General features: G+C 65.7%; 19 protein-coding genes. 14 read left to right on the top strand and 5 right to left on the bottom strand.

Features of this window, described 5'->3' with window-relative positions:
• Nucleotides 1-31 precede the first annotated feature (31 nt).
• The 13 genes from DEM26_RS07880 (at nt 32) to DEM26_RS07820 (ending at nt 16,444) form a co-directional block, all read left to right on the top strand.
• Nucleotides 32-637, top strand: a complete 606-nt coding sequence (locus tag DEM26_RS07880) for a response regulator transcription factor (RefSeq protein WP_168172984.1) — start codon at nt 32-34, stop codon at nt 635-637.
• 205 nt (nt 638-842) lie between these two features.
• Nucleotides 843-2,162: a nucleotide sugar dehydrogenase gene (locus DEM26_RS07875; RefSeq protein ID WP_075777050.1), complete on the top strand. Its 1,320-nt coding sequence runs from the start codon at nt 843-845 to the stop codon at nt 2,160-2,162.
• A 6-nt stretch (nt 2,163-2,168) separates the two neighbouring features.
• Nucleotides 2,169-3,632, top strand: a complete 1,464-nt coding sequence (locus DEM26_RS07870; RefSeq protein WP_075777051.1) for a glycosyltransferase — start codon at nt 2,169-2,171, stop codon at nt 3,630-3,632.
• A 19-nt stretch (nt 3,633-3,651) separates the two neighbouring features.
• Nucleotides 3,652-4,758 carry an HlyD family efflux transporter periplasmic adaptor subunit gene (locus DEM26_RS07865; RefSeq protein WP_088723279.1) on the top strand — a complete coding sequence of 369 codons (1,107 nt, stop codon included), beginning with the start codon at nt 3,652-3,654 and terminating at the stop codon, nt 4,756-4,758.
• Nucleotides 4,755-6,158, top strand: coding sequence for a mannose-1-phosphate guanylyltransferase (locus tag DEM26_RS07860; protein WP_077701257.1), 1,404 nt, complete (start codon nt 4,755-4,757; stop codon nt 6,156-6,158). Before DEM26_RS07865 ends, DEM26_RS07860 begins: the two co-directional genes overlap by 4 nt.
• Nucleotides 6,145-7,527: a right-handed parallel beta-helix repeat-containing protein gene (locus DEM26_RS07855; RefSeq protein WP_088734119.1), complete on the top strand. Its 1,383-nt coding sequence runs from the start codon at nt 6,145-6,147 to the stop codon at nt 7,525-7,527. The genes DEM26_RS07860 and DEM26_RS07855 overlap by 14 nt, the downstream gene beginning before the upstream one ends.
• On the top strand, nt 7,527-8,948 hold the full coding sequence (locus tag DEM26_RS07850; RefSeq protein ID WP_109172102.1) for an MBOAT family O-acyltransferase: 1,422 nt from the start codon (nt 7,527-7,529) through the stop codon (nt 8,946-8,948). Before DEM26_RS07855 ends, DEM26_RS07850 begins: the two co-directional genes overlap by 1 nt.
• 12 nt (nt 8,949-8,960) lie before the next feature.
• Entirely contained in the window at nt 8,961-10,028 is a 1,068-nt protein-coding gene (locus DEM26_RS07845; protein ID WP_075777056.1) for an alginate O-acetyltransferase AlgX-related protein, read from the top strand.
• Nucleotides 10,021-10,743, top strand: coding sequence for a hypothetical protein (locus DEM26_RS07840; protein ID WP_075777057.1), 723 nt, complete (start codon nt 10,021-10,023; stop codon nt 10,741-10,743). Before DEM26_RS07845 ends, DEM26_RS07840 begins: the two co-directional genes overlap by 8 nt.
• Entirely contained in the window at nt 10,740-12,059 is a 1,320-nt protein-coding gene (locus DEM26_RS07835) for an alginate O-acetyltransferase AlgX-related protein (RefSeq protein WP_109172101.1), read from the top strand. The genes DEM26_RS07840 and DEM26_RS07835 overlap by 4 nt, the downstream gene beginning before the upstream one ends.
• Nucleotides 12,056-12,673 (top strand): alginate O-acetyltransferase AlgF, encoded by a 618-nt coding sequence (locus tag DEM26_RS07830; RefSeq protein ID WP_075777059.1) that lies wholly within the window; start codon nt 12,056-12,058, stop codon nt 12,671-12,673. The genes DEM26_RS07835 and DEM26_RS07830 overlap by 4 nt, the downstream gene beginning before the upstream one ends.
• Before the next feature lie 32 nt (nt 12,674-12,705).
• Complete coding sequence (locus tag DEM26_RS07825) at nt 12,706-15,399, top strand: tetratricopeptide repeat protein (RefSeq protein ID WP_109172100.1); 2,694 nt, start codon at nt 12,706-12,708, stop codon at nt 15,397-15,399.
• Between the two features lie 22 nt (nt 15,400-15,421).
• Nucleotides 15,422-16,444 carry an alginate lyase family protein gene (locus DEM26_RS07820; RefSeq protein WP_158275098.1) on the top strand — a complete coding sequence of 341 codons (1,023 nt, stop codon included), beginning with the start codon at nt 15,422-15,424 and terminating at the stop codon, nt 16,442-16,444.
• Between the two features lie 67 nt (nt 16,445-16,511).
• On the opposite strand, the gene DEM26_RS07815 is transcribed toward DEM26_RS07820, so the two are convergent.
• The 5 genes from DEM26_RS07815 to DEM26_RS07795 form a co-directional block, all read right to left on the bottom strand.
• Entirely contained in the window at nt 16,512-18,557 is a 2,046-nt protein-coding gene (locus tag DEM26_RS07815; protein ID WP_109172099.1) for an ATP-dependent helicase, read from the bottom strand.
• Nucleotides 18,558-18,659: 102 nt separating this feature from the next.
• Nucleotides 18,660-20,159, bottom strand: a complete 1,500-nt coding sequence (locus DEM26_RS07810) for a tripartite tricarboxylate transporter permease (protein ID WP_109172098.1) — start codon at nt 20,157-20,159, stop codon at nt 18,660-18,662.
• Nucleotides 20,160-20,172: 13 nt separating this feature from the next.
• Nucleotides 20,173-20,616: a tripartite tricarboxylate transporter TctB family protein gene (locus tag DEM26_RS07805; RefSeq protein ID WP_109172097.1), complete on the bottom strand. Its 444-nt coding sequence runs from the start codon at nt 20,614-20,616 to the stop codon at nt 20,173-20,175.
• Nucleotides 20,617-20,619: 3 nt separating this feature from the next.
• Nucleotides 20,620-21,600 (bottom strand): Bug family tripartite tricarboxylate transporter substrate binding protein, encoded by a 981-nt coding sequence (locus DEM26_RS07800; protein ID WP_158275097.1) that lies wholly within the window; start codon nt 21,598-21,600, stop codon nt 20,620-20,622.
• 115 nt (nt 21,601-21,715) lie between these two features.
• Entirely contained in the window at nt 21,716-22,642 is a 927-nt protein-coding gene (locus DEM26_RS07795) for a LysR family transcriptional regulator (RefSeq protein WP_109172096.1), read from the bottom strand.
• A 134-nt stretch (nt 22,643-22,776) separates the two neighbouring features.
• Here DEM26_RS07795 and chvE point away from each other — a divergent pair, with 134 nt between their 5' ends.
• A complete protein-coding gene (gene chvE / locus DEM26_RS07790) occupies nt 22,777-23,832 on the top strand; it encodes a multiple monosaccharide ABC transporter substrate-binding protein (RefSeq protein ID WP_075777067.1) in 1,056 nt (351 codons plus the stop codon).
• The last annotated feature ends 54 nt before the right edge of the window (nt 23,833-23,886 follow it).

Raw genomic sequence — 23,886 nt, 5'->3', positions numbered from 1 at the left:
GATGCGAAGCGTTAGTCCGATCCGGATCGGCGTGGCCGACCAAAGTCCGATTTTCGCGTCAGCGGTGCTCGACCTCGCGGCGTCGACATTCGACGACACGGGGACGCACGGCGACGCGCTTTCTGCCACCGACATAGAACGCCTGCGCGATCCCGACTGGGATGTTCTCCTTATCGATCCGCAGTTTACTCCGAACCTTGAAGATCTGGTCCCGCAGATGCTGGCCGCCTGTCCCTCGCTGGCGCTGATCGCCGTTGCGTCGCAGCCGACAAAGGAGCTTGTCAGCTTCTGCATGCGGATCGGCTTCAGCTCCGTCGTGGCGAAATCGATCTCGGGCCCCGCGCTGATGCGGGTGATCCGCGTCACCCTTGCGGGCGGCAGCCTGGTCGACCGCGGTCTTTCGCGCTCCGCCGAGGGCGAGATGCCGGGTCCCACCGAGGGCAAGGCGCTGACCGAGCGCGAGGAATATGTGCTGCGGCTCTGGGCCAAAGGCTATTCCAACAGCGACATCGCGGACCAGATCGGCCTCAGCCGAAAGACCGTCGACAGCCACCGCGCGCGTGGCATGAACAAGCTTGGCCTCGCGGACCGGCCCGCGCTGATCCGGATGGCGAGCGCGCGGGGCTGGCTCGTCTGAGCCCGTCCGACCTCCCGGGTGGGTTTTTGCCCTACACGGGGGGTCAGGAAGCTCCCGACCCCTTTCCGAAATTCCTCCGCTCTTCGCCCGTATTCCCGACTGAAAGGGCTGCGAATCTTCCTTTATCCCTTGGGTCGAACCGGGCGGTACCCCTGCCCATTACACGTTTCGATTCGCCCGTTTCGAGGGGAGAAGGAAAAGAATTATGGCAAAGATCAGTGTTTTCGGGATCGGCTACGTGGGCGTCGTGTCAGCGGCTTGCCTTGCTCGTGACGGCCACGAAGTGATTGCGGTCGATCTCGACGAGAGCAAGGTCGATGGACTGAATGCGGGCCGCGCGCCCATCGTTGAAAAAGGGCTCGACGAGCTGGTGGCCGAGATGGCTGCGAGCGGTCGGCTCAGGGCCACGACCGACGCGGCGGAGGCCGTCGCGAAGACCGACGCCTCCTTCGTCTGCGTGGGCACGCCTTCGGCGCCCGACGGCTCGGTCGGTCTGACCTTCGTGGTCTCCGTCTGTCAGGACATCGGCAAGGCGATCGCCAACAAGTCAGACCGCCACACGGTCATCATGCGCTCGACCATCGTCCCCGGCACCATGGAAGAGATCTGCATTCCCACGCTCGAACGCGCCTCCGGCAAGCTCGCAGCGCGCGATTTCGGCGTCGGTTACTTTCCGGAATTCCTGCGCGAAAGCACCGCGATCGAGGATTACGCCGATCCCGGCCTGATCGTGTTCGGCAGCCTGGACGCGCAGACCGAACAGGTCCTGACCGAGATCAACCAGGATCTTCCCTGCGAGATGAACAAGGTCGATATTCGCACCGCCGAGATGGTGAAATACACCTCGAACAGCTGGCGCGCGGCGAAGATCAGCTTCGCCAACGAGATCGGCAACATCGCCAAGGCCAACGACCTCGACGGTCAGAAGGTGATGGCGGTCCTGTGCAGCGACACCAAGGTCGCCATGTCGCCGGCCTTCCTGCGTCCCGGCTTCGCCTTCGGCGGCTCCTGCCTGCCCAAGGACGTGCGCGCACTCAAGGCGGTGGGCGAGACATCGGGCGTCGCGACGCCGCTTCTGAACGCCATTCTCGAGGCGAACGAGGCGCAGATAGAGCGCGCCGAGGCCATGGTGCGCTCCGCCTCGAAGAAGACCGTCGGTCTCGTCGGCGTCAGCTTCAAGTCGGGCACCGACGATCTGCGTGAAAGCCCGCTGGCCGATCTGGCCGCGCGGCTGATCGAAAGCGGTCAGGACGTGCGCATCTACGATCCCTATGTCGCCACCGCCTTCGCCAACGATCCCGGCGCCGCCGGCCGCGGCAACGCCGTCGTGCCCGACCTCTTCGAACGGATGGAAGACGATCTGGACCGTCTGATCGAAGACAGCGAGGTCATCGTCGTGGGCAACAAGTATCCCGAGGTGACCGCCCGCCTGAAGGAGACGCTGGGCAACCGCCGCGTGGTGGATCTCGGCCGCATCGACCCGAACCTCGTCAGCGACGCTGGCTATCAGGGCATCTGCTGGTAATCCGCAATGCTGGGTCATCTCATTTATATCGCGGCTTTCGTCGCATTGGGCCTTGCCGTGCGCGACACCAGCCTGGCTGCCGCCGATAGTGCCATCGTGGTGCTCGGGGTGATCGGCCTGTGGCGGTATGGATGGGCGGCACTGAACTTCCTGCGCGCGACCGCCTATGTCCGGGTGCTCTATCCCCGGCGCCGCGCGCGGGCCGAGGCCGCCTATGCGCGCCGCCCCGTTCCGGCGCACGCGTATTTCATGGTCACGACCTACAAGATCGAGCCGGGCGTCACGAGCCGCGTCTACAGCTCGATCTTCGAGGCGGCCCGCCGCTCGCCCGGCGGCGCGACCATCGTCGCCTCGGTGGTGGATGGCGCCGACCTAAGGGTGCTGCGCGATCTCTTCGAGGCGCGCAGGCACGACATGCCGCAGGTGCGCTTCATCATCGACCAGATCCCGGGAACCGGGAAGCGCGACGCCATCGCCCGCTCGCTGCGGCTGATGCAGCGCGAGGCCCCGCGACGCGACGACATCATGTTGTTCGTCGACGGCGACAGCGCCGTGCCAGCAGACATCGTCGAGCGCTCCGCGCCCTTCTTCACCGACGAACGGGTCGGGGCGCTGACCACCGACGAATCCGTCGAGATCCCGGATGACTGGCTCTTTCGGAACTGGTTCGATCTGCGCTTCATGCAGCGCCAGATGATGATGTCCTCGATGGCGTTCGGCGGCCGGGTGCTGACGCTGACGGGCCGGATGTCCGTCTTCCGCGCCGACCTGGCGGTGGACCCGAGCTTCATCCGACAGGTTCAATCGGACCATATCGATCACTGGCGGCTCGGTCGGATCAACTTCCTGACCGGCGACGACAAATCGACCTGGTTCTGGCTGCTGAGCCGCGGCTACCGGATGACCTATCTGCCCGACGTGCGCTGCGTCTCCTACGAGGAGCAGCCGATGCCGGGCTTCGTCGAAAGCGCCGTGGCGCTGATGAAGCGGTGGTTCGGCAACATGCTGCGCACCAATGGCCGCGCGGTGGCGCTGGGCCCGTCGCGGATCGGGTTCTTCACCTGGTGGTCAATCCTCGACCAGCGCGTGTCGATCTGGACGACGCTGTTCGGGCCGATCTCGATCGCGCTGACCGCGCTCTTCGCGACGCCTGCGGTGATCCCCGCCTACATCGCCTGGGTGATGTTCACCCGCTACGTCTTCTGCTGGATGCTCTCGACCTTCCGGGGCGGCGGCTTCCCGATCATCTACGCGCCGCTGCTCTACTTCGGCCAGATCCTCGGCGCGTCGGTCAAGAGCTCGGCCCTGTTCCGTCTCGACCGGCAGAAATGGACGCGCCAGGCCGCCAAGAAAGCCGCGGCGCGCATGCCTCTCGGAGCGCGGCTGCGCTCGGCCACTTCCACTTACATGCAGGTCCTTGCGCTGGGGTGGCTAACCCTCGCCGCGGCGCTCTCGACCGGACTTCTCTAAACGACCGACAGGACGCACCATGACACACGCCCCCGATACTTCACCGGCGCCGCTTTCGGCCGGAAACGAACACCCGTTGATCGATATCCCGTTTTCCGCGGTCATCGACGGACGGCGCTACGCAGGCGACGGTCTGTCGCTGACCGAGGCGCAGGTCTCGGGCCTGATAGACCGCCGGATCGACGGCACGGAAAAGATCGTCCACCTGATCTTCGACTTTCCCGGCTTTCAGGTGGCGCTCGTGCCGACCGCGCGGGTCATGGTGGAAGGCGACAATTCCAGCGTGCTGGTCTTCACCGAGCCGACGGGCGATCACTCGCCGCAGCTGCGGCAAATCCTGAACGACTATATCTCGGGTGACCTGACCAGCTCCGGCGGGCTGATCCGCAGCGGATCGCTCGCGCAACCCAAGGGCGGCACCGGAGCGGCGCCGAAACCCGGGTTCCGCAAGCGGCTGCGCAGCGCGTTCGGCACGCTCGTCGTGCTTGCCCTGAGCGTCGCGCTCATCGCGCTGGCCGTCAGCCTGATGCAGGCGCGCCTGTTCACGACCGATATCGCCGCCCCGGGCCGCGTGGTCGCGCAGGGCCAGACGATCCGGGCGACCGCCGACGGTCAGATCAGCTTCATCAACCCCGATGCCGGTCCGGGCGATGTGCTCTTCGCGCTCGACACGGTGGACGGGGAGACGCTTTCGATCGCCATGCCGACCAAAGGCACCGTCCATCCGATTTCCGTGGCCGAGGGCAGCACCGTTCTTGCCGGCGAGCCGCTCTTCGAGATCTCCGCTCCGGATGCGCCGCTGGTCATCGAGGCGCGCCTGCCGCAGGAGCTTTTGTTCGAAGTGCAGCAGACCGGCGGCGTCAACGTGACCCTGCCTGACGGGACCGAATTCCGTGCGACCCTCGGCGACGGGTTCCGCGCGCCGGGCGCTGTCGGCTCCGACGGGCTGGTGCGCGCCAATCTCGTTCCATCGATCGACCTTTCGCCCGACGAGGCGGGGCAGGTCGCCGCGCTCAGCGTCAGCCGCGATGCCTTCGGGGTCGATTGGGGCAGCCTTTCCCGCGACGCGCTCGGAGAAGCGCGCGCCTTTACCCGTAGTATCAAAGCAATTGGAGACCAGTCATGAATAGTGTCGTTAATCCCGTAGTTCTGTCTGGAGGGATGGGGACCCGCTTGTGGCCGATGTCCCGCGTCGCCCAGCCCAAGCAATTCCAGTCCATCGACGGCAATGGCGGTCCGACGTTCCTGCAAAGCACCGTGGCGCGCCATCTCGATGACGATTTCGCTGACCCGTTGCTGGTCGCCGCCGCCTCCGAGGAGGGTCTGGTGCGCGATCAGCTGGCCGAGATCGGCGTCACCGGGCGCTTTCTGGGGGAGCCGATGGGCCGCAATACCGGTCCCGCGGTTCTCGCCGCTGCCCTGACGCTGGCGGAAGAGGATCCCGAGGCGCTGCTTCTGGTCCTGCCGTCCGATCACAAGATCGAAGGCGACATGAACACGGTGGTAAAGCAGATGCGCGAGGGCGCGCAGCAGGGCCGGATCGTGCTGTTCGGCGTGGTGCCGAAATATGCCGAGACCGGGTTCGGCTATATCTCCGGCGGCGCGCTGGTCGATGGCCAGGAAGGCCTCCACGAGGTCACCAGTTTCATCGAGAAGCCCGAATTGGAGAAAGCCCAAAGGCTCGTCGCATCGGGCGACACGTTCTGGGCGTCGGGCATCAGCCTGATGCGCGCTGACGTCCTGATCGAGGAATTCGAGAAATACGACCCGGCGACGCTGGCCGCCGTTCTGGCCGCGCTCGACGGCGCGAAAAAGACCGAAACCGGCCTGTGCCTCGACGGCGCGCATTTCGCCGAGGCCGCGAACGAGCCGACCGAACGGCTGATCTTCGAACGCTCCGACCGCGTCGCCGTCGCCCCCGTCGAGGTCGACTGGGACGACGTCGGGGCCTGGACCGCGATCCATTCGATCAGCCCCAAGGGCGAAGACGGCAACGTTTCGACCGGACAGGCCCTGACCCTCGACTGCCGCAACTCGCTGATCCGCGCGGGTGACAAGCTGGTCACCGTGATCGGCATGGAGGACGTGATCGTCGTCGACACGCCCGACGCGCTCCTCGTGACCAATCACAGCAACGCCCAGAAGGTGAAAGACGCCGTCGCCGAGCTCAAGGCCCAGAACCGCAGCGAAGTTGCGCGCCATCCCGAGGTCGCAACCGAAGATATCGGGCAGGGCGGCGAGGCCTTCCCCGCCGTGTCGCGTCTCACTCTTGACGCGGGCGAGACCGCGACTTTCCGCGGGCCGACCCCGGGTGGAAAGCTGCTCGCTGTGTCGAGCGGTCGCGGCCACTGGAAGAACGGCGGGCCGACCCATGCCTGCAGCCAGGGTCATAGCATCAACGTAAGCCCAGGCTCGTCGGTCGAGGTCTGGAACACCGGCGACGGGGCGCTGAGCCTTTACGAAATCGACCTCTCGGAAGACGAGGCCGAAGAGACATCGAAGGGAACGCGCGATGCACGTGAGTGAACACCTGCGTTGCCTTGGCCTGTCCTGCGGGCTGGCGCTGGCGCTCACCGCGCCGGCGGCTGCTCAGCAGGCGGTCAGCGCGTCGGTGTCCAACGTGCGCCTGGCGCTGACCCAGCTTGCCGCCGGGGCCGGGGTCGAAATCGACACGGAGCTTCTGGGCGATACGCCGGGCGGCGGCTCGGCGATCTACCTCAACCAGGGCGATGTGACCTTGGCCATGCTCGACGACCTGCTGGCGGATTCCGGCCATCCCGATGCGCTGATCCGCAAGGATGACCGGTTTGTGGCCTCGATGCCCATCGTGGTGCTGAAAGGCGCGTCGCTTTCGCTGTCCGAGGGCGATCGGCTGGACCTTTCGCGTCGCGAGGGCAGCTACCTGATCTCTTTCGGCGCACTCGACGTCGATCACGCCACCATCGCCGCGGGCCCCGACGTGCATCCCGATATTGCGGGGTTCCGCCCCTTTGTCGCAGCGCTCGGACCGCAGAGCCTGTCGCTGAAAGATGCCACGCTGACCGGCCTCGGCTATGGCGACCGGGCCTATAGCGCAGGGCTGTTTCTCGGCGGGCGCGGGTTGCTCAGTTTCGGCAGCCCGGCCGCGATGACCGGGAACAGTTTTACTGATCTGCGCGGCGTCGTCCTGCAGGATCTCGACGGGGTGAACCTCACCGATACCGAGATTGCCGACGCGCGGGGCAGCGGCCTGATGCTGCGCGATATCGACGGGGGCACGATCACCGATCTGACCGTCCGCGATACCGGGGGCGAGCAGGCGTTGCACCTTTCGGGCGTCTCAGACATGCGGCTCGTCAATGTCGCGCTCGATGGCGGGCAGGGCAAGGGCATGCGCGTGGATGACAACAGCCGCGCGCTTCAGCTTCGCGATGTCGCCGTGCGGGGCTTCGACGGTTCCGGCGCGACGATGGCGCAAGGCGCGACCTGCGTTCTCTTCGACCGGATCGAGGTCTCGGGAAATAAAGGCGCCGGCTTCGCCGAGCGCGGTGCGGGCACGACGATCTTCAACGAGAGCCGGTTTGCCGACAATAGAGGCCCCGGACTGATGATCGACCGCCAGCGCCCCGAAACGCGGGTGCTGATCACCGACAGCCGCTTTGCGGGCAACCGGATGGGCATCCGCGCGACCGGCCTTGCCGACCTGCGCCTGCATGACAACGATTTCACGGATCAGCGCCCCCGGCTTCTGTCGGGCGATCTCGACGCGCTGACGCCCGATTTCCTGCGCGCGAGCGCTGATGGCGGCGCGGGGGATCTCAGCGTCACCGGCGTGCGCGCGCTCGATCCCGCACCTCTGCGCCGTGATGCCGCGCGCGCAGCTTTTGACACCTGTTCCGGAGAGGGCGCTACCTGATGGTCTTTTCATCCGAAACCTTTTTGTTTCTCTTCCTGCCTCTGGCGCTCGCGCTCTATTATCTGACGCCGAGCCGCTGGAAGTCGCTGACGCTGCTCGCGGTCTCCTACGTGTTCTACGCGTGGTGGCGGGTGGATTTCCTGCTGCTGCTCGTCGGCACCACCGCCTGGACCTGGCTCACCGGCCGGGCGATCCGCCATGCCGCGAATGTGCGGATGGCGAAGATATGGACCGGCATCGGCGTCGCCGGCTGCCTCGCCGTTCTGGGTTTCTTCAAGTATTTCAATTTCTTCATCGACAGCCTGACCGCGCTGTTCGGGACCACGCCCGACGCCATCGGCGTGCATTGGCAGATCCTTCTGCCGATCGGCGTCTCGTTCTACGTGTTCCAGTCGGTGAGCTATATCGTCGACACCTATCGCGGCGATGCGCCCGATGACGTGCACCCGCTCGACTTTGCGGCCTTCATCGCGCTTTTCCCGCAGCTCATTGCCGGGCCGATCCTGCGCTACAAGGATCTCGCGCATCAGTTCCGGCACCGCACCCACTCGGTCGAGATGTTCTCGGACGGCATGATGCGCTTCTTCGTCGGTCTGGCGAAGAAGGTGCTGCTGGCCGATGCGGTGGCCCCGCTGGCCGATCTCGCCTTCTCGACGCCCGATCCGTCGCTGACGCTGTCATGGGGCGGGGCGATCGCCTACATGATGCAGCTCTACTTCGACTTCTCGGGCTATTCCGACATGGCGATCGGGCTGGGCATGATGCTGGGCTTCCGCTTCATCGAGAATTTCGACACGCCCTATATTTCGCGCTCGATCACCGAGTTTTGGCGGCGCTGGCACATCTCGCTGTCGGTCTGGTTGCGCGACTATCTCTACATTCCGCTCGGCGGCAACCGCATCGGCCCGGCACGCACTTACGTCAACCTGATGACGGTGATGGTGCTGGGCGGCTTGTGGCACGGCGCGGCCTGGACCTTCGTGATCTGGGGCACCTGGCACGGCGGCTGGCTGATGTGGGAACGCTATTCCGGCTGGGTCAAGTCGCGCTCCACCGCGGCGCTGCTGCGCACGCTTCTGGTCGTGCTCATCGGCTGGGTGATCTTCCGCGCCACCTCGATCGTCGAGGCGGGACAGGTCTTCGCCGGCATGCTGGGGGCCAACGGGATCGGGCTGTCGCCGGATGCCGCCTTCGAGATCACCGGCGAAAGTGTCGCGGTGCTCGTCATCGCGATCGGCGTCACCATCCTCGAGCCCTGGCTGGCCCGCATGGTCGAGGGCCCGCTCTCGCCGCGCCCTGACGGCACGCTGACCGCCACGAGCGCCATCGTGCCGCCGATGGCCGTCACCGTGCTGGCGACGCTGACCATCCTGAAGCTGGCCGAGCAAAGCTTCTCGCCCTTCCTCTATTTCCAATTCTGAAGGACCGGACCCATGCAGATGATGCTGAAAGCCATACGCACCAGCGTGCCGATCCTGTTCCTCGGCTACGCGCTGTTCGTGAACGTGGATATCTTCGAGAAGGGGCTGCCCGGAACGGTCAAGGGCGACTTCGTGAGCGGCAAGGCTGCGACGTCGCTCGGCGCGCTCTACGGAAAGGCGCAGCCGCACCGCAAGACCGCGGTCGGCCTGATCGGGGCTGCGCGCTACGAGCTGATCGGCGAAGGCCGTGACGGCGTGACGGCGGGCGATGACGGTTGGCTCTTCACCGATGAGGAATTCGACCGCGCCACGCCGTCCGAGATCAAGACCGCCGCCGGGGTCGTCGCCGACGTCAAGGCGCAGCTCAACGCGCTGGGGACCAAGCTCGTCGTCGTGCCGGTGCCCGCGAAGATCGACATCTACCGCGACCACGGCGGCGAACAGGCGGGGCAGGCGATGGAGGACCAGTATCGCGCCTTCCGCGCGGCGCTGACCGATGAGGGCGTCACGACCGTCGATACCCGGCCCGCGCTGGCCGATGCCGGGCCCGATCCGGTCTTCTTGACGCGCGACACGCACTGGACCCCGCAGGGGGCTGCGAGGGTGGCCAAGGCCGTGGCGCAATCGGGCAAGATTTCCCATGGCGACACGGTGTTCAAGAAGGTCCCGGCGCGGCCCAAGGAATTCATGGGGGACCTGGTGTCCTTCGTCACCACCGACGATTTCGCGCCGAGCGTGGGGCTCGGCCCCGAGCGGGTGACGCCCTATGTCGCCGAAGAGAAAGGCGCGGAAAAGAAGGGCATCTTCGCCTCCGACGATGCGCCGATCGACACCGTTCTAGTCGGCACGAGCTACAGCGCCAACAAGTCCTGGAGCTTCGTGCCCGCCCTCAAGATCGCGCTGGGGCGCGACATCCTGAACCTCGCCGAGGAAGGCCGCGGCCCGATCGAACCGATGAACGCGTTCCTGTCCGAGCCGAAACTGGACGATGCGCCGCCCGCGCGGGTGATCTGGGAATTCCCGATCCGCTATCTCGGCGAGCCGAAATACATCGACGGAAAGGAGGCCGGAAATGCGTGATCCGCGTCTTGCGACGACCATGGCGGGCCTGCTCGCGGTCGTATTGGCCGGACCGGTGTTCGGGCAGGCGGTGATCGACGACCGCGTCACCGAGACCGCCGACCTGCCGACCTGGAAGTTGCAGCACGACCGCAAGCGGATGCTGCACGACCAGCATCTCAGCTTTGCCGAGATGCGCGCGCTCGCGGATGCGGGCGACGGGCTGGCCGCGTTCCGCTATGCCAACCGGCTGATGGCGCTCGACGATCCGAGCGTCGTCGGAGACGCGGCGCTCTATTACGCCTCTGCGGTGTTCACCGGGCGCGACTACGCGTTGGGGCCGCTGATCCGCATCCTCGAGCGGCCCGATCTCGATGTCTCGGACAAGCGACTCCACCATCTCGAGAACGCGATCCGGACGTTGGCGGTGCAGGGCTACACCAAGGCGCGCGAGGCGCTGACGGGCTTTTACGAGTCCGGCAAGCCCTTCGGCTACCATCCCGAGCGTGCCCGCGACCTGCTGCTAGAGCTGGCCGAGTCCGGCGACGGCGCCGCCGCGATCCAGATCGGCTCCAAGGCCTTGCAGAACCCGGACCTCGTCGCGCCCGAACGTCTGCATTCCATCCTCACCCATGCCGCTTCGGACGCGGATGAACTGGGCACGCGCACGGCCGCAAAGTCGATCCTCGCGCAGCTCGACGCCCGTTCCGACGATACCGAGAAGGAAACGCAATGATACTCCGTTCACTCGCACTTGCCGCCGGGTTGCTGGCCGCCGGGACCGGATCGGCCTTGGCACAGCAGAAGTCGGCCTATGACTGCCACGGGCTCGCCACGGCGGATAACCTGCCGGTTCTCGAAGGCAGCGACGGCTTTTTCTACCGCCTCAACCTCAACATGCGCACCTATCACCCGCTCTCTGCGGCGGCCGCGAAAACCGTGGGCACGCTGTCGCGGGTGCTGGCCGAGAGGGGCACCAAGCTGATCTACGTGCCGATTCCGACCAAGAGCCTCGCGATGCCGGAGCACCTGCCGCCCGAAGCGGCGGATTACGGCTATGACAAGGCGCTCGCCCAGGCCGGGTACAAGGCGTTCCTGTCGCGGCTGGCCGACGCGAATGTCACCGCCATCGACACCGTCGCGGCGATGAATACCTTGCCGGACGATCGCCAGCCTTTCATCGGCCTCGATTTCCACTGGTCGCCGGACGGCGCGCATTCCGTGGCGAAGGCGATCGCCGACACGATTCACCAGACGCCATCGCTCGACGACATGAAAACGACCAAGATCGAGCTGACCTCGACGGGCACCAAGCCGGTCGAATCCGCGCTGCGGCGCCATATTCAGAAATTTTGCCGCGACGGCTTGCCGGTGCCGCGGACCGAACGGTTCAAGGCCACCGAAAAAGGCGGCGGCAGCGGCGACGCGGGCGATATCTTCGCGGCCGACAGCGCCGGTCCGCCGATCGCGCTGGTCGGCACATCGATGTCCGCCGAGAAGATGTTCAGCTTCGAAGATGCCCTGTCCTACGAGACCCAGGCACAGGTCGCGAACTACTCGGTGACCGGCGGCAACCAGTTCGGCGCGATCACCTCCTACCTGCTGTCGGAGGATTTCCGCGAGAACAAGCCGCGCGTGCTGATCTGGGAAAACCCGATCTACAACAATCTCGGCGGGTTCGGCGAACGCCCCCTGCGCGAGTTGATCGCGGCGGCCGGCGCCGACTGCACGCCGCTCAAGACCGCCAATCCCGACCCGAACGTGCTGACCGCGGACCTGCCCGCCAACAGCTGGACGCCCGAGAGCTATCTCGGTGTCGATACCGGCCGGGCGAACGGTGTGCGCGCCACGCTCAAGTTCTCGAACGACGGTGGTCTCACCGGCTCCACGACGATCCAGCGCTCCGAGCGCGTGGGGCCGACCCGTTGGTTTTACGAGTATGCGCGCCCGCTTTGGCGCAAGGACTACACCCATGTGCGCGTCGAACTCGACCAGCCGGCCGAGAAGGACGCCACGCTCTCCACATGTACCTTGAAAGGATCCCAGACATGATGAACAAGCGAACGCTTCTGCTTTCCCTCCCTGTCGCGCTGCTGACCGCGCTGCCCGCGGCCGCGCAGGATGAAGGGCTCTACCCCGAGCCGTCCTCGCCGGATGCCTCCTTCCTGCGCGTGATCGCGCCCGATGCGGATTCGGTGTCGATCGACGGTACGCGGCTCGAGACCTCGGATGCGGGCCTGACCCCCTATGTCGAGGTTTCCCCCGGCGACGTGGACCTCACCGTCGGCGACGAGGAACGCTCCGTCGAGGTGGGCGCCAGCACCCATTACACCATCCTGTCTTCGGTCAAGGACGAACCGATGATCAAGGACGACATAACCGAAAGCCCCGCGCAGGCGGATCTGCTGCTCTACAACCTGAGCGACATGAAGACTTTCGATCTCTATGCAACCGAGGCGAAAACGGCGGCACTGTCCGATGTAGCGCCCGGCACTGAAGGGGCAGTCGGCCTGAAGGCGCCGCTGACCCTGACCTTCGAGCTGCGTCAGGACGGTGAGACGCTCTCGAGCCTCGATCCGCTGGAGCTGCGTCGCGGTACCGCGACCACGGTGATCGTCGGCGCCGACGGCGCGCTGACCGCCACCGACAGCACCTACGCGAACTGAAACTGACACGCCTCGTCCTGGAGAAGATCACCATGTCTCTGACACGCATCCTTTCCGCCATAGCATTGGGCCTGATTGCCCAGACCGGATCGGTCCATGCAAAACCGGTCTCGGTGCCGTTCGATCCTCCCCAGGTCGAGGCTGGCAGCGATACCTGCAGCCCCCGGCCTCCGCAGCACGTCCTGACCGAAAGGTGGAAGGACTATGAGGGCGGGCCGCTGGGCGACCGCGACGTGAGGCTCATCCGCCGCGACCTGCGGCTGCTGCGCCAGAACGACGCGAAACGCTGGTTCGACGTCATCGAGGCGGCGGACCAGCGCCTGCTAAAGTCCGGAGACGGCTACGACAAGACCAACCTTCTTCTGGACCGCATCGACCTTCTCGTCGCTGCGGGCCGGATGCAGGATCTCGCGGATGAAGGTCTGGTCAAGCGCCTGCTCGACATGGCGCCGGCCGGATCGGCTTCGGTCAAACGCACGGCGGCGGAACTGCTCTATAACGGCACCGGTGTCGCGCGCGATCGCAAGCGGGCCATCGCACTCTGGCGTCAGGCCGCCTATGCGGGCGACAGTACCTCGCTGCTGCGCATGGTCGAGCTGTCCTACAAGCAGAAGATCGACGACTGGAACATCGCGCCCAACGTGGCCGTGACCATGGCGCTCGGGAACCTGCTGGGCGATCTCGATCCGCTTCTGTGCGACCGCGTGAACCGCATTGCCGCCATCTTCCGCGACGGCGAGGTCGTCGCACCAGATCCGAAGCTGGCCGAGGACTGGTACCGTTTCGCGGCCAGGCTGGGCGGGGCCAACGCCGCCTGGAACCTTGCCGAAATGAACCGCGAGGCGACCGAAGTCGACCGGGACAACGACCTGATGATGAAGAGCCTGCGTCAGGCGGCGGATTTCGATCTGCCCTACGCGATGCTGCGCCTCGGGGGCATCCTCGAACGCGGTGCCCTGACCGAGCGTGATCCCGAAGAAGCCCGCGCGCTTTACGAGGAGGCCGCCGGTTACGGCGACCCAACCGCGCGGATCCGTCTCGTGAACATCGCCCGCGCCCATAAGAACGAGCCCGGCGGGCGGGCGCGTCTTGCGGATGCGCTGGACCGGATGATCGACGCGCCGGGTACCCCCGCCTGGGCCTATGCACAGCGCGGCAATCTCGTCCTCGAACAGCAGGGGCGGTGGGCCGGCGAGGACCGTGCCGCCAAGCTCTACGCCGAGGCGCTGAAGATCGATCCGACGCTCTCGGCGGCCCGGATGCACCTTGCGGAGATCAAGATCCGCGATGCCGACGGCGAGCAGGACCTGCTCAACATCGTCTCGGAGCTGCGTGACGCGGTCTATATCGACGGCAAGACTGAACCGATGCAGGATCTCCAGGCCATTTTCCAGTGCCGGTCACGGGATGCCCCGATCCTCTCGGAGTCGAAATACTGGACGAAGATGGAAGAATTCGCCGGCGACTCGACCGTCGAACTCACTCCGAGCCAGCTCGACGCGGTGAACCCCCAAGACGATCCGCTGACGGTGGCCCGGCTGCAATCGCAGGCGATCAACATGCGCGCGCGCTCGCTGGCCAATTTCCATGACGTGAACCCCGAAGGCGCGGGCGACAAGATGCGCCGGATGACAGAGGCCTCGGGTGGCGCGCTCTACACGGCGGAAGCGAAACTCGCGCTCAATCGCGGCCATGTCGGCGCCGCCGAGGATTTTCTGGCGCAGGCCATCGACGCGGGAGAGACGGGGGCGAAGACGCTCTACCTCTCTGTGCTGGGAAGCCGCACCGAACTCGACAAGACCCAGCGTGAACGGATGATCTCGCTTGCCCGCGACCTTGCGAAGAACGGCAACGGCACAGCGATCGGGGTTCTGATCGATCACGGTATCATGGATTCCGACACGGCATGGCGAACCTATCGCGACGCCATCGCGCGAAACGGGGACGTGAAGGCCATGCTCTTCGCGTTGCCCTATCTCAAGAAGGCCGGCGATGTCGCGACCTACCGGGCCCGCATTCGCAGCACCATCGACTGCACGACGTCCATGGCGCTCGACTATGCACATGTCCTGCGCAAGATCGACGCCAAGGATGGGGCGCATCATTGGCTCAAGATCGCGAGCGCGGTTTCCGAAGGCGACGGGTGGGAAGACGTGGCCGTTGCCGACGCCCTGCGCGAAATGGGGTCGTCCGAGGACGACAAGGCCCGCGCGATGAAGCTTTATCGCGCTGCCGCAGACCGTGGCTATCCCCTTGCGCTGCGCCGGCTTCTGTCGCTGCGACAGGACGGCAAGATCGAGATGAGCACCGAGAAGACGGCTGCGATGACGGTCCGCCTGCTGAAGATCGCGGCGCCCAAGGACATCGCCGATATCTTCAATTTCCTCGAATATTCGGACCCGAAAGTGCGCGAGATCGTTAACGCGAAGGTAGATCGCCGTGCCCTTTACGCCGAGGCCGCAAAGAAGGGGAATGCCGCGGCACAGCTCGAACTGGCCCGGATCGTGCGCGAAAGCGACGCACCCGACGACACGGCAGAGCGCTACGCCTCGCTGCTGCAAAGCGCGGCAGACGGGGGCAACGCCGACGCGATGTATCTGTTGTCGCAGGCCTATGCCTACGGGGTTGGCGTCGACCAATCCATGGAGCGGTCGCGGAAACTGCTTCTCGCCGCCGCCCGTGCGGGCAACGAAACGGCCGCCGCCACGGCGCGCCTCATTCAGTAACGCGAGACACGAAAGTAGAGTCATGAAACGATTTCTCATCATCGGGGCGCTCGTCGCTGCCTTGCCGGCGCCCGCCCTCTGGGCGCAGGACGCAAGCGACGTCACCTGCATGAACGTGCCAGAGCCCGTCGTCTCTCTCGACTATGGCAGCCGCTACACGGACGACAGCAAGGACCGTTCGGACATCGACAAAGCCTCGAACGCGGCGGTGAACGAGGCGCTGGGCCCGATCGACGATTTCATCGTGGATCTCACCGGCAAGGCCAACAAGGCCGCCAAGGGCGGGGACGGCGCCGAGGACGCCGCCGCCTGCGTGGTGGACGCGCTTAGCGTCTGGGCGAAAGCTGATGCGCTCAGCGATCTTCAGAGCATGAACGCCAATCTCTCCTCCCCGTCGCGCTTCGGCGCGATGGCGCTGGCCTATCTTCAGGCCGAATCCGCGACGGAGGTCGATCCCGACAAGGCGAAAACGATCGAGGACTGGCTGAAGGCGCGGGCGCGTCACACTGCCAAGTGGTTCGACACCGAAGCGCCTGACATGGCGAGTCAGAACAACCTGCGCGCCTGGGCAGGGCTCGCCGCGGCGGCCGTCGGCAATGCTGCGGGCGACGATTACCTCAAGGCCTGGGCCAATACGAGCTTCGCGCTCGTCGCCTGTCAGGCCGACGAGGACGGCGCGCTGAAATGGGAGATGGAGCGCGGTCCCCGCGCGCTGCACTATCAGCTTCACGCCGTCGCCCCGCTCGTAGTCGGCGCGGCGCTTCTGCAAGGTGATGGCTATCCGACCTTCGACATGTGCGACGGCGCGATCCATCGCGCGGTCAAATTCATCCCGGCCGCCTTCGACAACCTCGACATGGTCGCCGAGAAGGCCGGCGAGGAGCAGACCTTCGCCACCGGCGACGAAAAGCTGAAAAGCTTCGAACTGGCTTGGGCCGATGCGTATCTGTCGCTCTTTGACGCGCCGGAAATCGCTTCCTTCGTCGAGGAGTATCGCCCCCTCAGCAATTCCAAGCTCGGCGGTGAACAATCCGCCCTGTGGTAAGCGAGGCGAAGCCGAAGCGAAGGGTCCGCCCTGATGTCCGGACGGGCAGGGCGGACCTCACCGGAACTTAGCTCCACATCTGTCGCATCGACGCTGCGACGTCGATGGGGGCGGGGGCGGGGCGTTGGGCCGCCCCGCCATGTTGCACCGGCGACCAGTGAACGGACTCGAAATGGTGCAGGATTTCCCGCGGGATGAACCGCGTCCGCATCGCATAGACATGCCGGTCGCCGTTGCGGGTCTGTTGCGTGACGTAGAACCGCAGCGGCAGCCCCAGGGTCAACTGATCCTTCGCCCGCGTCATCGCGACGTAGAGCAGCCGCCGCTCCTCCTCCAATTCGTGGCTCGAACCGGTCCCGAGGTCTGACGGCATGCAGCCGTCGACGGCGTTCAGCAGATGGACCGATTTCCATTCCTGCCCCTTGGCCGAATGGATGGTCGACAGGATCAGGTAATCCTCGTCCTTGAGTGGCACGCCCGCCTGATCGCTGGTGGCGTCGGGCGGATCGAGCGTGAGGTCGGTCAGGAACGCCTCGGCCGACGGGTAGCCGGTCGCGATCTGCTCGAGTTGCAGCAGATCGGCGCGCCGGGCCTCGGCATCCTCGTGCAGCCGGTCGAGATGCGGGTCGTACCATGCGCGGGCAAGGCCAAGTGCTGCGGGCCATGCGGCCTGCGTGCTCATGGCCTCGACAAAGCCTTCCCAGTCCGCTCCGGCGCGGGCTGGCGGCGCGACATCGGCAAGCGCTGCGCGGGGATCGGGGGCGAGGTCGAGCGCGTCCAGAATGCGCCCCGCCGCCTTGGGCCCGATGCCCGGCATCAGTTGCAGCACCCGGAACCCCGCCACCCGGTCGCGCGGATTGCGCGCCAGCCGCAGGAACGACAGCAGGTCTTTCACATGCGCGCTGTCGAGGAACTTGAGCCCGCCGAATTTCACGTAAGGCACATTGCGCCGCGTCAGCTCGGCCTCGATCTGCACCGAGTGGCTGGAAGTGCGGAACAGCACCGCCTGCTCCTTGAGCTTCATGCCGGTCTCGCGGCTCTCGAGAATACGATCGACCATGAAACGCGCCTGCTCGGTCTCCGTCTGGACGGTCACCAGCTGAGGTTTCGGCCCCGAAGCGCGCTCGGTCCAGAGATCCTTGGTGAACCGCTCTTTCGCGAGGCCGATGACCGCGTTGGCTGCGGCGAGGATCGGCTGGGTCGAACGGTAGTTGCGGTCGAGCGTGATGACATCGGCGCGTTGGTCGAAACTGTCGGGAAAATCGAGGATGTTGCGCACGGTGGCGGCCCGGAAGGCATAGATCGACTGGGCGTCATCTCCGACCACGGTCAAGCCGCGCCCGTCCGGTTTCAGCGCCTTCAGGATACGCGCCTGCAGACGGTTGGTGTCCTGATACTCGTCGATCAGAACGTGGTCCCAGGCCCCGCCGATATGCGCGGCGAACCCCGGATCCGCCATGACCTGCGCCCAGGCCAGCAGCAGGTCGTCGTAATCGAGCACGTTCTGCGCCTGCTTGGCCTGCACGTAAGCGCCGAAGAGTTGCTTCAGCTCCTCCTGCCACTGCGCGCACCACGGAAAGCTGTCGCGCAGCACCTCGCCCAGCGGCGTTTCGGCATTCACCGTGCGGGAATAGATCGCAAGGCAGGTGCCCTTGGCGGGAAAGCGGCTTTCGGTTTTCGAAAAGCCCAGCCCGTGACGGCAGAGATTCATCAGATCGGCGCTGTCTTCGCGGTCATGGATCGAGAACTCCGGGTGAAGCCCGATCGACAGCGCATGCTCGCGCAGGATCCGCGCGCCGATGCCGTGGAACGTCCCGGCCCATGTCAGGGCCTCGGCGGCGACAGCTGTGCCCATGGCCTGCGCGGTGATCCGTTCCACCCGACGCGTCAGCTCGGTCGCGGCGCGGCGCGAGAAGGTCATCAGCAGGATGCGTCGCGGATCGGCGCCGTTGACCAGCAGATGCGCGACCCGGTGGGCGAGCGTATTGGTCTTGCCCGACCCGGCCCCCGCGATCACCAGAAGCGGCGGCGAGAGCGCCTCGCCGCCGACGCCGAATTCCACCGCGGCCCGCTGGTTGTCGTTCAGCTTGTCGAGATAGCCTGCCTCTGGCATTCCCTGCCCCCCGTTCCGATCCGTGGAAGAAAGTTAACGGAATAGAAACGAAATGAGAACTTGAAATGTTCGCCTTTCGTGCCGAGCTTGCACGGTGGGCTATCAGCCGCCGACTGAACGCGCGCGGCGCCGGATCACCTGCACCAGCGACATCACGATCAGCCCCGCAGCTGCGATCATGAAAGTCGCGGCGAGCGGGCGCTCGAGAAAGACCATCGGGTCGCCGCGGGCGATGAGCAGGGCGCGGCGCAGGTTGGTCTCGATCAGCGGGCCCAGCACGAAGCCCAACAGCAGAAGCGCCGGGTTGAACCGGGCCAGCGAGAGCGCGTAGCCCACCAACCCGATCGCGGCGACGGCGAACATGTCGAAGCTGGATCCCCGCACCGAATAGACGCCGAGGCAGACGAAAATCAGGATCGCCGGATAGAGCCAGCGGAACGGGATACGCAGCATCGACACCCAGATGCCGATCAGCGGCAGGTTCAGGATCAGGAGCAGCAGGTTGCCGATGCCGAAGCTCGCGATCAGGCCCCAGAACATGTCGGGCCTTGCATCGAGCATCAGTGGGCCGGGCTGCACGCCGTGAATGACCAGCGCGCCCAGCATCAGCGCCATGATCGGATCGCCCGGGATGCCAAGCGCGAGCGTGGGGACGAAGGCGCTGATCGCGGCGGCGTTGTTGGCGGCCTCGGGCCCCGCGATCCCCTCGATCGCGCCGGTGCCGAACTGCTCGGGTCGGCGTGAAATCCGGCGTTCCGCAGCATAGGCGAGGAAGGAAGAGATCGTCGAACCGGTGCCGGGCAGCGCGCCGAAGAAGCTGCCGAGGCTGGCGCCGCGCAGGGCGGGGAAGGGGATGCGGCGCAGCTCTGCCCGGCTGGGCAACAGCTCGCGCAGCGCGACGCGGGGCGGCACGCCGGTACGCTCGGCGACGTGGATATTGGCGATCACCTCGGCCACCCCGAACAGGCCCATTGCGAGCGCCACGAGGTTGACGCCGTCCATCAGCTCGGTCTGGCCGAAGGTGAAACGTTGAACGCCGGAATTCACATCGGTGCCGATGCAGCCGAGGATCAACCCCAGCACCACCATCGCCAGCCCCTTGGCCGGGTGTTTCGCCCCTACCGTCGAGGCTGCGACGAGGCCGAGGATCATCATCGCGGCATATTCCGCCGCACCGAAGGCGATCGCTGCCCGCGCCAACGCGCCCGACAGCAGGATCAACACGACGATCCCGATCATCGAGCCGGAGAAGCTGGAGATCATCGAGGTGAAAAGCGCCACGCCCGCGCGGCCGCTCTGGGCCAGCGGATAGCCGTCGAGCGTGGTCACCGCCGATTGCGGCGTCCCGGGCAGGCGCAGCAGGATCGAGGCTACCGCGCCGCCATATTGCGAGCCGTAATAGACCCCGGCCAGCATCACCAGCGCCGCCTCGGGCGACAGGTAATAGGTGATCGGCAGCAGCAGCGAGATCGTCGCCATCGCGCCGATCCCGGGCAGGACGCCCACGAAGGTTCCGAGGAGCACGCCGAAGACGCAATAGATCAGCACGTCGGGTTGCGCCGCGACGCTCAGCCCGTGGAGGAACCCGTCCCAACCGCTCATAGCCAGATGCCTCTCATCGTCCCGGCCAGAGCGGGACGGTCATTTTCAATCCGAAGGAGAACACCGCGACCGACAGGAGCGTGACGACGAGCGCGAGCGCGATGCGCCAGCCGATCCGGCGGTCGGGAGCGGCCAGCGTCGCGATCAGTACGCTGGCCAACGTCACCGGTACCAGCCCCACGCGGTCGAGGCCCGCGGCAAAGACGAGGATCGCCGCCAGCACCGCGAGACATTCCTTCCACGCGATGCGGATCGCCTCACCACGCCGGGCGAGGGCGGGTAGGGCGATCATCACCCCCAAGACCGCCAGCACGCCGCCAAGAAGCGCCGGGAAGAACCCCGGCCCCATCCGGCGCAGCGAGCCGATCTCGTAGTGATCCACCGCGTAGAGGGCGACGAAGAGGCCGATGGCGGCCAGAAGGACGCCACCCGCCAAATCAGGAATGTCCCGCTTCATCGATCAGTTCTTCGCGTCGATCCGGTCGAGCACCGCGCCCCAGACCTTGGTGTCCTCGGCGATGCGCTGTTTCAGATCCTCGGGCGAGCCGCCCGCCGCCTGCCAGCCCATGTCCAGCAGCCGCTTCTGCACGGCGTCATCCGCGAGGATCGCGTTGATATCGGTGTTGAGCGTGTCGATGATCGCCGGATCCGTCCCTGCGGGGGCGATGAAGGCGTTCCACAGCTCGGCGCGGAAATCGTCGGGCAGACCGGCCTGACCCGCCATAACCGGGACGCCCGGGGCCTGCGCGAAGGGCTTCTCGGAGGTGATGCCGAGGATCTTCAGCTTGCCCGCCTCGACATACTGCATCGCAGCCGAGGGCGCCATGAAACCGCAATCGATCTCGTGCGCGATGATCGCGGTGGTGACCTCGGCATAGGAGGTGAAGGGGATATGCAGCATCTCGACGCCGGCGCGGTCGGAGAACAGCTCTGCTGTCAGATGCGCGCCCGAGCCCTTGCCGACCGAGCCGTAGGCCAGCGCCTCGGGCTCTTTCCCGGCGGCTTTCACGAAGCCCGCGAGATCGTCGGCGGGGAAATCGGCAGCCACGACAAGCACCAGCGGCGAGGTCGCGATCAGCGTGACCGGCGCGATATCCTTGGCGACGTCATAGCCGAGATTCGGCGTCAGGCGCGGTGCGGTGGTCAGCGGGCCGTTGATCGTGGTGGCGAAGGTGTTCTTCTGATCCTGCGCGTTCAGCATCTGCTGGATGCCGATCACGCCGCCCGCGCCGGGCTTGTTCTCGATCACGATGGGCTGGCCCAGCTTGTCGGCCAGTGGCTCGGTCACGATCCGTGCCAGCAGGTCGGGCGAAGAGCCCGCGGGGAAGCCCACGAATACGTGCTGCGGCTGGCTCGGCCAGTTGGCATTCTGCGCCAGAGCGGGCTTGCAAAGCGAAACAGCGGCAGCGCCCAAAAGGGCCGCGCGACGCGAAATGATCATGGTAGAGCCTCCCGGAGTCATATTTGGCAAAAATGCCCGTAATCGCGCGCAAGATTGCGGAATGTTCTGGGCTTGGCAAGGCGTTACCGGAAATTGGTCGGCATCGGCGCACCTGCTATTCCGCCGCCAGCCGCAACAGTTCGTCGCGCAGTCTGAGCGCGAGTGGCGACAGCGGGCGCCGCTTGAGGCAGAGCAGGTAATAGGGCGACACGCTTAGCTGATGGGGCATCCGCAGGATCTTGAAGCTCGCATTCACCGGCGCGCGGATCAGCAGTTGCGCGACCTCTTCCGAGACCGAGGCGACCGCGTCGCTCTGCGCGAGATAGGCGATGGTGAACAGAAGCGAGGGGCTGTTCACGCAGTCGCGGGGCTCGGACAGGCCGAGCGCGGCGAAAGCCTCGAAGGTAGCCTCCCGGATCGGCGCGCCGCGCTGCTGCATGATCCATTCATACTCGCCCAGCTCGGTCATCGTCACGATGGGCGCGCGCGCCAGCGGGTGATCGGAGCGCACGAGGAAGACGACCTTCTCGTCGCGCATCGGCGTGATGTCGAACAGTGCGCTGTCGAATTCGGGCAGAACCCGGGCGAGGATGAAATCCATCTCCCCCGCCGCGAGATAGCCCAGAAGATCGCGCGAAGGCAGAACCTCCACGGAGATGTCGGTCTCGGGCGAGGCGCGCTTGATCGCGCGGATCGCGGGCACGAGATAGCCCACCGCCGGGCCGGTCACCGCGCCGATCCGCACCCGCCCGGCGTGGCCGTGGCGCAGCGCCTCGATGTCGGAGCTCATGCTCTCCAGTTCGCGCAGAACCGCGCGGGCGCGGCGCAGGACGGTGAGCCCGATCTCGGTCGGCTCCATCCCGGTGGGCAGACGGTTGAAGAGGGGGGCGCCGACGCGGCGCTCCACCTCGGCCAGCATCCGCGACGCGGCCGGCTGGGTCATCGCGCAGCTTTCGGCGGCGAGTTGCAACTGGCCGGATTCAGCGACGGCGCGGATCAGGCGCAGCTGCGCCGGTTTCAACATCAGGTGGGAAAGTGACATATCAATATTGGTATGCAGATCGCGTTGAATGTAATTTTATCATCATGCACCGACATTGCTAGTGTCTCTTCCACGCCCGGTATCGGGCTGCGCGAGGAGATCGACGGACCGCGCACCGTCATAGGGAGGACACCATGAAAATCAAAACCGCCGCCGCAGCGCTGGCGATCGGCACCGCATTGCTCGGGACCGGCGCCTGGGCCGAAACTGTCGGCATCTCGATGCCCACCAAATCGTCGGCCCGCTGGATTTCCGACGGCAACTCGATGGTCGAGCAGTTCCAGGCCGCAGGCTACGACACCGATCTGCAATACGCCGAAGACGACATTCCCAACCAGCTCGCCCAGGTCGAGAACATGATCACCAAGGGCGTGGACGTTCTGGTGATCGCCGCGATCGACGGCACCACACTGTCGAACGCGCTGGCCAACGCGAAGGCCGCCGATATCAAGGTCATCGCGTACGACCGCCTGATCCGCGACACCCCGGATGTCGACTATTACGCGACCTTCGACAACTTCAAGGTCGGCGTCGAGCAGGCCAATTCGCTGGTGCAGGGCCTCGAAGAGCGTTTCCCCGATCAGAAGCCGTGGAATGTCGAGCTGTTCGGCGGCTCGCCGGACGACAACAACGCCTATTTCTTCTACAACGGCGCGATGTCGGTGCTGCAGCCGCTCATCGACTCGGGTGATATTGTCATCCCCTCGGGCCAGATGGGCATGGACACGGTCGGCACGCTGCGCTGGGACGGTGCGGTCGCACAGGCGCGCATGGATAATCTGCTCTCGGCCAACTACACCGACAAGAAGGTGCAAGGGGTTCTGTCTCCCTATGACGGGCTGTCGATCGGCATTCTGTCCTCGCTCAAGGGCGTGGGCTACGGGTCCGGCGACATGAAGATGCCGATCGTCACCGGTCAGGACGCCGAAATCCCCTCGGTGAAATCGATCCTCGCGGGCGAGCAGTATTCGACCATCTTCAAGGACACCCGCGAACTGGCGAAAGTCACCGTCGGTATGGTCAACGCGATGCTCAAGGGCGGCGAGCCCGAGATCAACGACACCGAGACCTATGACAATGGCGTCAAGGTGATCCCGTCCTTCCTGCTCCAGCCGGTGCCGGTGGACAAATCGAACTGGGAAAAGGTTCTGATCGACTCCGGTTACTACACCAAGGATCAGATCGAGTAAGCCGGGCCTGCCCCGACTTGCCACGCTGGCCGCCCTTCGGGGCGGCCAATTCCC

The organism is Thioclava sp. NG1 (assembly GCF_003122275.1).
GTDB classification, from domain to species: Bacteria; Pseudomonadota; Alphaproteobacteria; order Rhodobacterales; family Rhodobacteraceae; genus Thioclava; species Thioclava nitratireducens.
The sequence above is the reverse complement of the archived record's forward strand: the minus strand, read 5'-3'. Positions and strand labels throughout refer to the sequence as shown.